This window comes from Segetibacter sp., assembly GCF_025963695.1.
Taxonomy (GTDB): Bacteria; Bacteroidota; Bacteroidia; order Chitinophagales; family Chitinophagaceae; genus Segetibacter.
The window spans coordinates 1-8,255 of record NZ_JAOQAH010000011.1; the positions used below are offsets into that span (position 1 = coordinate 1).

The 8,255-nt window shown below is 43.3% G+C and carries 9 protein-coding genes; 3 read left to right on the top strand and 6 right to left on the bottom strand.

Annotated features, from left to right (window positions below; all coding sequences use genetic code 11):
• Window positions 1–342, bottom strand: a 342-nt coding sequence (locus tag JWR87_RS00755; protein WP_297814604.1) for an IS1595 family transposase, incomplete at its 3' end; no start/stop codon positions are given.
• Window positions 343–380: 38 nt separating this feature from the next.
• Between JWR87_RS00755 and JWR87_RS00760 the strand changes: the two genes are divergently transcribed.
• Window positions 381–746, top strand: coding sequence for a hypothetical protein (locus JWR87_RS00760; RefSeq protein ID WP_297814606.1), 366 nt, complete (start codon window positions 381–383; stop codon window positions 744–746).
• 365 nt (window positions 747–1,111) lie between these two features.
• Here the strand turns inward: JWR87_RS00760 and JWR87_RS00765 are convergent, their stop codons facing one another.
• From JWR87_RS00765 to JWR87_RS00775, 3 genes are all read right to left on the bottom strand, one after another.
• On the bottom strand, window positions 1,112–3,355 hold the full coding sequence (locus tag JWR87_RS00765) for a xanthine dehydrogenase family protein molybdopterin-binding subunit (RefSeq protein ID WP_297814608.1): 2,244 nt from the start codon (window positions 3,353–3,355) through the stop codon (window positions 1,112–1,114).
• 271 nt (window positions 3,356–3,626) lie between these two features.
• Window positions 3,627–4,610: a xanthine dehydrogenase family protein subunit M gene (locus JWR87_RS00770; protein WP_297814610.1), complete on the bottom strand. Its 984-nt coding sequence runs from the start codon at window positions 4,608–4,610 to the stop codon at window positions 3,627–3,629.
• Window positions 4,607–5,248 carry a (2Fe-2S)-binding protein gene (locus tag JWR87_RS00775; protein WP_297814611.1) on the bottom strand — a complete coding sequence of 214 codons (642 nt, stop codon included), beginning with the start codon at window positions 5,246–5,248 and terminating at the stop codon, window positions 4,607–4,609. The genes JWR87_RS00770 and JWR87_RS00775 overlap by 4 nt, the downstream gene beginning before the upstream one ends.
• Before the next feature lie 784 nt (window positions 5,249–6,032).
• Here JWR87_RS00775 and JWR87_RS00780 point away from each other — a divergent pair.
• On the top strand, window positions 6,033–6,524 hold the full coding sequence (locus JWR87_RS00780) for a DinB family protein (RefSeq protein ID WP_297814613.1): 492 nt from the start codon (window positions 6,033–6,035) through the stop codon (window positions 6,522–6,524).
• A 61-nt stretch (window positions 6,525–6,585) separates the two neighbouring features.
• Window positions 6,586–6,864 carry a YtxH domain-containing protein gene (locus JWR87_RS00785; protein WP_297814614.1) on the top strand — a complete coding sequence of 93 codons (279 nt, stop codon included), beginning with the start codon at window positions 6,586–6,588 and terminating at the stop codon, window positions 6,862–6,864.
• Here the strand turns inward: JWR87_RS00785 and JWR87_RS00790 are convergent.
• Both JWR87_RS00790 and JWR87_RS00795 read right to left on the bottom strand, forming a co-directional pair.
• Window positions 6,836–7,216 (bottom strand): hypothetical protein, encoded by a 381-nt coding sequence (locus tag JWR87_RS00790; RefSeq protein WP_297814616.1) that lies wholly within the window; start codon window positions 7,214–7,216, stop codon window positions 6,836–6,838. The two genes, JWR87_RS00785 and JWR87_RS00790, sit on opposite strands and share 29 nt — an antisense overlap.
• A 141-nt stretch (window positions 7,217–7,357) precedes the next feature.
• The gene (locus tag JWR87_RS00795) at window positions 7,358–7,924 is read right to left on the bottom strand and encodes a transposase (RefSeq protein ID WP_297814618.1); all 567 of its coding nucleotides are present in this window, start codon (window positions 7,922–7,924) and stop codon (window positions 7,358–7,360) included.
• Between the last annotated feature and the right edge of the window lie 331 nt (window positions 7,925–8,255).

Consider the following 8,255-nt stretch of genomic DNA (forward strand, 5'->3'; position numbering starts at 1 on the left):
GTGAAGTATAAACCAATCAGTTTTTTGACTAACTGATATGTCACGTCCTAACTGATAGCTACTAATACCTTTCTTATGTGCAGTTATTACATATATAGCCATAAGCCATTTTTTAATAGGGATATTACTTGCTTCAAAGATTGTCCCTACGGTTACGCTAAACTTCTTATAACATAGCTTAGAAGTGCATTTAAAACGCTTTCCACCTTCAATAACATACGCTCCCTCATGCTGGCAATAAGGACAAACAATAACTCCGTTCCACCTTTCCTTAATCAAATAGTTCCTGCAAGCCGTTTCGTCAGGCATTGAAGTGATCAGTTCGTGTAAGTTCTTAAACATTGTTATTAAGTTTTATATTTGTCTCAAAGCAACCAATTATGAGAGAAAAAGTAGAATATAGGAAAATTAATTGCTCCTTGCAATGGGAGCCTGATTTAGACTTCAAATTAACGTCCGATGGAATAAAAGCTAATCCTGATTTCATGGAAAGATTAAATGACTACAACGGTTATTTTAATATTGTTTTATTTGATAAGATAAATGAAGCCATTGGCTTAGATGGATGGGCAGTAAATTTTAGTCAAGTATCTCCTTTAGAACCTTTCTTTTACGCCTCTATTTATCTTGATAATAAAATTCATTACGACATAGTACATAATATTTGCGTTAGTAACATATCAAAGGATATTAAGATAGAATATAATTATTCAGGGATTATGTATAATTACATAAAACCCTATTAAAGCCAACTGAAACAGGGCTATTAATAACAAATTTATCTGTGTCGTATAAGCTATTATTTTTAGCAATCTGAAGGATAAAATCCTTGCTTTTTTTATCCAAGTGCTTCCATAAAGTATCTTCCGCTTTAATTTCTAAATCGTTGCCTTGTTCTTGTCCCTCATTAGTTGTGATTGCCCATAACACGAACTCATGCCCAACACGCCCTTCCCAATGCAAACATTTTAAGCCCCCTTTTACCAGGTATTCTTTTTTTGCATTATTACAATCAAATACTGCAAACCTTCATTTATTCAATGTTTGCATCCTTTATCTCATTGATCCTCTTTTTAACCCGTTGAAAAACGTATGGTTCTCTTACCCTTTTTCACGCCTCTAATAATTTATCCTGTGTTATAGGGAGTGAACGAATGCGTTTTCCGGTGGCATTGAAAACGGCATTGGCAATGGCCGGGGCCACTCCTACCAGCGCAATCTCACCCAAACCTTTTGCACCTATCGGATTGAGGTAAGGATCTTTTTTATTAACGAATAAAACGTCAACTGAAGGAATGTCGGCATTAACAGGCACATGGTAATCGCCTAAATTGTTGTTTATCGGCCTTCCGAAACGATGGTCAATTACCAGGTCCTCCATCAACGCCATACCTATGCCACCAACAGCACCGCCCATCATCTGCCCTTCCGCCGTTTTAGCGCTAACAATGGTACCGGCATCAGCGCAGGAAACTACGTGGTCGATCTTAATTCTGCCTGTAGCCGGATGAACGCGCAGTTTTACAAAGTGTACCGAGTACGAATAGCTGGAGTATGGTAGTTTTGTTCCCTTTGACTCCTTAGTAAGTTCTATGACAGGTAGATTATTTTGCTTCAAAAGGTCGCTGTAGCTTACCCTAACCGAAGCATCAGTCTTCGACGCCACTCCGGTTTCTGAAAAAACCAGGTCTGCTGCTTTCAGTTGCTGTGCGTTGGCTTTGCTAATTGCAGCACCTTCTTTACCGGCAAGGGTTGCTATTTGTTCTTTCAGTGCTAAACAAACGTCGTGCACTGCTGAACCTACGGTTGCTGTAACAGTTGAACCCCCTTGCATAGGTCCCGGTGGCAACAAGGTACTTCCCATTTGTACCGTAATTTTATTTACCGGTAAACCCATTAAGTCCGAGGCTACCGCTGTCATCATGGTAGCAGTACCGGGCCCCATATCGTTTACCGAACATTGTAAAATCAGTTTACCATCCGGGTGCAGCATCGCTTTTACAGTGGCCGCTCCGCGAAAAGCACCAAACGAACCCGTGCCCATTCCGTATCCGATCAGCCAGTCCCCGTCCTTTGATGTTCCTGGTTGTAACTTTCGGTCTTTCCAGCCTATGGCGTCAGCACCCAATTGGTAACATTCTTTTAAAAATTTGCTCGACCATGGCAGCCCATTTTCCGGGTCGCTGTCAGCATGATTTCGCAACCGAAACTCTACCGGATCTAACTTCAACTGATAAGCCAGTTCGTCCATCGCCGACTCTAATGCAAAAGAACCGGTAGCTTCGCCCGGTCCGCGCATCCAGATAGGGGTGACAATGTTTAGCGGTACAATACGGTAACGGGTAGTAACGTTAGGACAGGCATACAAAAACCGCGACATATTTACGGTGGCTTCTGTAAACTCTTCGTAGGCAGAGGTGTTGGCAGTGGCATCATGGGTAAGACCAACTAATTTACCATCGGTGGTAGCTCCCAGTCCAATCTTTTGAGTGGTTGCAGGACGATAACCCACATTTGTAAACATCTGCTCGCGGTGCAACACCAGTTTCAACGGCTTGCCTACCTTTTTAGCCCCCATAACAGCCGCAATTTCATAAGGCCAGGTTCGTAATCCCATACCAAATGCCCCACCTATATGTTCAGCATTAACTGTAATATTTTCTAAAGGCAGCTTAAAGGCATCGCTAATCGATTTTTGTGTTGCTTGTACGCCTTGTGTTTTTGTGTACACCGTTACCTTATCCTGGCCCTCCCAGAAGGCCATTATGGCCGCTGGTTCCATTGGGTTGTGCACGTCTATCGGCTGATAATATTCCTGCTCTATCTTAACCGCTGCACTTTTATAACCGTCTTTTTCTCCGCGTGTATAGTCTTCAAAACGTGGACCTGTCGGAACTTTAGCTTTGCCCAGGCTTGCATCTAAGTCTGTCTGGTGTACCGCTTTCTCGTATTGCGCCTTTACCAATTTCGACGCATGAAGAACTCTTTCATAGGTATCGGCAATCACCAGCGCAATTGCCTGGTCATAATAAAACACTTCATCCGAGGAAAAGAAACGCAGGGGATGTCCCCCGGTCGGTGGTTGTGACGGGTCTTTCCCCGTAGTGTAACTTGGAAGTTTAGGTGCATTTAAATGAGTAATAACGGCAAGTACGCCAGGTGCCCGTTCGGCAGCCTTTGTATCGATGCTTTTGATACGACCTTTTGCAACGGTGCTCCCCACTAAAAAGCCATACACGGTGTTCTGCATCTTGTGATCTGCTGCATAAGCAGCGCTGCCAGTTACCTTGGCTCTGCCATCTACACGGTTGATGCGATCAGGGATCTTTTTATCGAAAAATAAGTCTTGTTTCATTAATGCAAATTTTGAAATTTAAAAAGCCTTGATTAGCGAAGCTTTTATAATTAATCTTTTGTTCTACATACCCCCCGTTAATCCTAAAAACCCCCACCAATTGCAAGTCGCTTAACAGGCCGGCTTGTTACTTTCTTTGTCTTGCAACAAAGAAAGTGACCAAAGAACATTCAAGAAAGCAACGATAACAGCCTTGTAACACCCTGGTCAATTTCAAGCCTCCCTACTTTCCGGGGACCTGATTGAAATCCTATAATTCCTAATCCATAATTCATCCTTTTCCTGTAGCCGTTTTCAACGCTTCCACAAGCGTATTGGGTGCTAATTTTAGTTTGAAGTTGTTGTGACCGTAACCTTTAGCGTCTTTCATTGCCAGGGCTGCCGCTTCGCGGAAATTGGCTTCCGAAGCCGGTTTTCCTTTTAGAAATAGCTCGGCTTCCATCAGTCGCCATGGTTTATGCGCCACTCCCCCCATTGCCAGCCGCACATCTTTAATGGTATCTCCTTGCAAATCCACCGCGGCCGCAACCGACACCAATGCAAAGGCATAAGAAGCGCGGTCACGTACTTTTAGATAATGCACATTTTTATTGAGTTTGTTATCAGGTATCTCCACTGCAACAATCAATTCGCCCCTTTCCAGGGTATTGTCCTTTTGAGGAAGATCGCCTGGCAGGCGGTGAAAATTTTGAAAAGGAATACGACGATCGCCTTTTGGCCCTGATACCAGTACGGTAGAGTCCAATGCAACAAGGGCAATGCTCATGTCGCTGGGATGAACGGCGATGCATTTATCAGAAGCGCCAAAAATAGCATGCATTCTATTAAATCCTTTCAAGGCTCCGCAGCCTGTACCCGGTTCGCGCTTGTTGCAGGGCATATCGGGGTTGTAAAAATAAGGGCAACGGGTACGCTGCATCATATTGCCACCAACAGTGGCCATGTTGCGCAATTGTGCGGAAGCGCCGGCCTGTAGGGCCAGTGAAAGTAGTGGTTGCTCCTTGCGCACCAATTCATTGTCGGCCACAGCACTGTTCAGTGCCAGGGCACCTATGACCAGTTTGTTGCCTTCTTTTTTTATTTCCTTTAAAGGAAGGTTGTTGATGTCTACGAGCTTTTGAGGCGACATTACACCCTTCTTCATCAGATCAATCAAATTGGTGCCACCCGCAATCCATTGGGCAGCGCTATCTCTAACTATTGCATCTACTGCCCCTTTAGTGGTAGAAACACGGAGGTAATTAAAGTTTATCATAGTTTTTGCCCTCCCTTTTTTACATCTGCAATCGCCTTCACAATATTGGGGTAAGCGCCACAACGACAAATATTTCCGCTCATGTATTCACGGATCTCCTCGTCGGAGTTTGCATGACCTTCGCGAATACAGGCAATGCCTGACATGATCTGTCCTGGCGTGCAATAACCACATTGAAACCCGTCATGTTTTATAAATGCCTCCTGCATCGGATGCAGTTTGTCCCCGTCTGCTAACCCCTCAATAGTGGTAATTTTTTTTCCCTGCATCATCACCCCAAGCGTTAAACACGACAGTACACGGTTGCCGTCCACATGCACAGTACACGCGCCGCATTGCCCGTGGTCACATCCTTTCTTGGTTCCCGTTAAAGCCAATTGCTCCCGCATTAAATCCAGCAAGGTGGTGCGAGGTTCAATTGATAAATTGTGATTAACGCCATTTATTTCAATAGACAACGCCATCTTCTCAAAATAACCCGCTGCCTTTTCATCCAACCCTTCTTCAGCCGCTTTCACTAAAGCAGTTGGCGTAACAGCAAGTGCAGTAAGTACCGAAGATTGCTTTAGAAAGTTCCTCCGCCCTTTATTTAATTCATTTTCGTCTAATCGATCCTTACCAGAATCTTTTTTTGCCATAACTGCTCTTTTTTAATTTGCTGCAATAAACCGGTTATAGATCCCTTATTATTTTGACCATTAGAAAAACCGTCCTCGTTTCTCACTATCCTTCAATTTTCATTCCCTTTGTTGGGTTCAGAAAATAAAAAACCAATGGAATTAAGTGCCACTGGTCCGTTATTACGTTCCCCTATCTTATATGGCTCAATGCAGTCATCTGTTTCGTTCAAAAATTATTGTTTGTGTTGCAACGTCTAAAGCCATTTACGTAAAAACCCACTATTACCACGTATTCTTACAAAGGTATTTTAGGCATTACCAGCGCCAGTTATGATAATCAAACCAATCATTATGAATTTCAAACTTTCGGTGCTATTTCGCTACCCATTCTGCCATCATCCCCTTCAGTAGTTGTTAGAATAAGTGGGATATGCGGGGCGTATTCATTAAATGAAACCGACGGCTTTTAACCGGCAACAAAGAGAGAGAGAAGATATTTTTTTGGACGTGGCGGAAGGACTATTTTCAACATCGTTGTGTCACTCACTGCGACTTGTTGTACTTGTTTCGGCACGCCAAGCTGATATTCTTTCCCTAAGCTTTTATTTCTTGTCTTTAGCCTTGTAATTACATTATCCTGCTATGGTGTGCGACTTAAATTATTGCTTCTAACCCATACACCAGCAGCAGCGTAAGAGCGGCAGGAAATAAGAGAAATTGAATATGCGATGCAATATTCTGAAAAAATAACTACTACATTTGAAGACACAGTTGAAGACATAAATAACTAAAACCAATAATAATGATCAGTCAAGCTTTCATTGCAGAAATAAAACACGAAGCTACCTCTACAAAGAGAATATTGGAAAGAGTGCCCGAAGGGAAATTTGATTGGAAGCCACACGAAAAATCAATGTCGCTGGGCCGGTTAGCTACCCATGTGGCCGAGTTGCCCGGTTTTCTACATTCCATTTTAACGATAGATGACTTTGATTTTGCAAAGGGACATTATACACCTTCGCATGCAGACACGCCGGAAGAACTAATGAACGTTTTTCAGGAGAAATTAGATGAAGTTTTACAAACCCTGCAAAATACAAGCGATGAAAAAATGCAGGCTAATTTTACATTGCGGAGTGGCGAACACGTTATCGCAACAGCTCCGCGAATGGTGGCTGTTCGTTCAATGGCGTTAAATCATCTTATTCATCACCGTGGGCAAATAGCCGTTTACCTTCGCTTACTCAATGTTCCGGTTCCTGGCTTGTATGGTCCAAGTGCAGATGAAATGTAGGACGGGGCCATGCATTGGCACTGTTTTTTACCTGACTTACTCTATCACAAAAAATACAATTATGAACTCAAAAACAAAATTGATCATAGGCGCCTTAGCTGCTGCTGCTTTAGGCACTGTTGTAGCAGGATTATTTGCCACTGATGAAGGCAGGAAGGCAAGGAAAAAGCTGGCTAAAAAAACCAGGAAACTGAGAAATAAGACTCTACAGCAGGTAGGTGAACTTAAAGTAGGTGCTGCAAGGCGATACGAAACCGTGAAGCAGGCAGCAAACGATATAGTAGATGAGGGAATTGCAAAAGTTTCGGGTATTACAGGAAATGCCCGAAATGAAAAATAAGGGTTGAAACAACCGGAAGGCCTGCCAGTTTTGTTAATTGGCAGGCCTTTTCGTTTTCGTTTCGTCCTGCTGCGTCTCCTTTTCCGGCTTGCTTGCTCTCCGTAGTGTTCCGCAGGACAACTACGGAGGCCCCTTGTGTCCTGCTGGGGTCTCCTTTTCTGGCTTGTGTTGAGCTAAGGGACCCTGGCATTCCAACCGCCTGTGTCCTGCTGGGGTCTCCTTTTCTGGCCTGTGTTGAGCTAAGGGACCCTGGCATTCCAACCGCCCCCGATGTAAACGGACTTAGTTCAACTCTTTTCGTCCTGCTGAGATCTCCTTTTCTGGCCTGTGTTGAGCTAAGGGACCCTGGCATCTCGTCCTGCTGGGGTCTCCTTTTCTGGCCTGCGTTGAGCTAAGGGACCCTGGCATTCTTTCGTCCTGCTGGGGTCTCCTTTTCTGACTTGTGTTGAGCTAAGGGACCCTGGCATTCCAACCGCCCCCGATATAAAAGATCTTAGTTCAACTCTTCATAATGCACCGGTAAGAAACCGTCTAATTTGTTCTTCACATAATACCCTGCGCTGCTGTGTTCATAATCCTCCCAATGTTGCACTAACTTCCATTTACCACGAACACAGTTCTGATGGATGTAATTTATTTTTTGCAAAAGAAATTTTCGGTGGTAAATAGGCTTTGCATCAAAACTGCTTTCAAATACTTTGTGCTTTTGTCCTTTAGCAACATCTCTATCAGTTAATTCTTCTTTTAATTGCAGGAGTATTTCGCTTAGCCCTTTGTCCTGTAGTCGTTTTATTAGTTCATATGCCATAAACCTTTTTCCATTCCCAACCATTTTATTTAAATCATCATCCTCAGTTGGAAAAAACAATATACAGTGTACATGATTTGGCATAATCGTATATGCTGTCGTCTTAATAGCATATTTTTCTCTTAGATATTCAAACCATTTAAAGACTACGTCGTACCCGTTACACAATTCAAATAAGGGAAGCCATCGGTGACAGGTAAAAGTGATGAAGAAAAGCGGCGCCTCGCTGTTATGAGAGGTTCTGGTTGACATAAAGACAATATACCTATTTATTTTTTGCCGAGTCGCGAGTTGTAGGGAGTGCCGGGGTCCCTCGCACAAACCCTATAGAGGAGATCCGAGCAGGACGAACATTACCAAAGCAAGTGGATACATAGCCTTGGAAAAGGTGGGTCTGTATTTGCAGAAGTAATTTTTTGGGACCAGCTTTAGTTTTTCATAGCGACATCGTTGTGTCACTCCCTTGTACAGTTGGTAGTTGATTAGGCAATTGAAGGCACCGCAGGTCGAAATAGTGGCTTATTCCTTGCACTAATTGTTGGGACGATTTCTTCAGTTTTGCTCTTTGAATCTAATAAAGTCT

What these genes read in the sequence shown, in the direction of transcription:
- JWR87_RS00775 (WP_297814611.1), bottom strand. Translation starts at nt 5,248, where the DNA reads ATGGCAAAAAAAGATTCTGGTAAGGATCGATTAGACGAAAATGAATTA.
- JWR87_RS00770 (WP_297814610.1), bottom strand. Translation starts at nt 4,610, where the DNA reads ATGATAAACTTTAATTACCTCCGTGTTTCTACCACTAAAGGGGCAGTA.
- JWR87_RS00795 (WP_297814618.1), bottom strand. Translation starts at nt 7,924, where the DNA reads ATGTCAACCAGAACCTCTCATAACAGCGAGGCGCCGCTTTTCTTCATC.
- JWR87_RS00760 (WP_297814606.1), top strand. Translation starts at nt 381, where the DNA reads ATGAGAGAAAAAGTAGAATATAGGAAAATTAATTGCTCCTTGCAATGG.
- JWR87_RS00785 (WP_297814614.1), top strand. Translation starts at nt 6,586, where the DNA reads ATGAACTCAAAAACAAAATTGATCATAGGCGCCTTAGCTGCTGCTGCT.
- JWR87_RS00765 (WP_297814608.1), bottom strand. Translation starts at nt 3,355, where the DNA reads ATGAAACAAGACTTATTTTTCGATAAAAAGATCCCTGATCGCATCAAC.
- JWR87_RS00790 (WP_297814616.1), bottom strand. Translation starts at nt 7,216, where the DNA reads ATGCCAGGGTCCCTTAGCTCAACACAGGCCAGAAAAGGAGATCTCAGC.
- JWR87_RS00780 (WP_297814613.1), top strand. Translation starts at nt 6,033, where the DNA reads ATGATCAGTCAAGCTTTCATTGCAGAAATAAAACACGAAGCTACCTCT.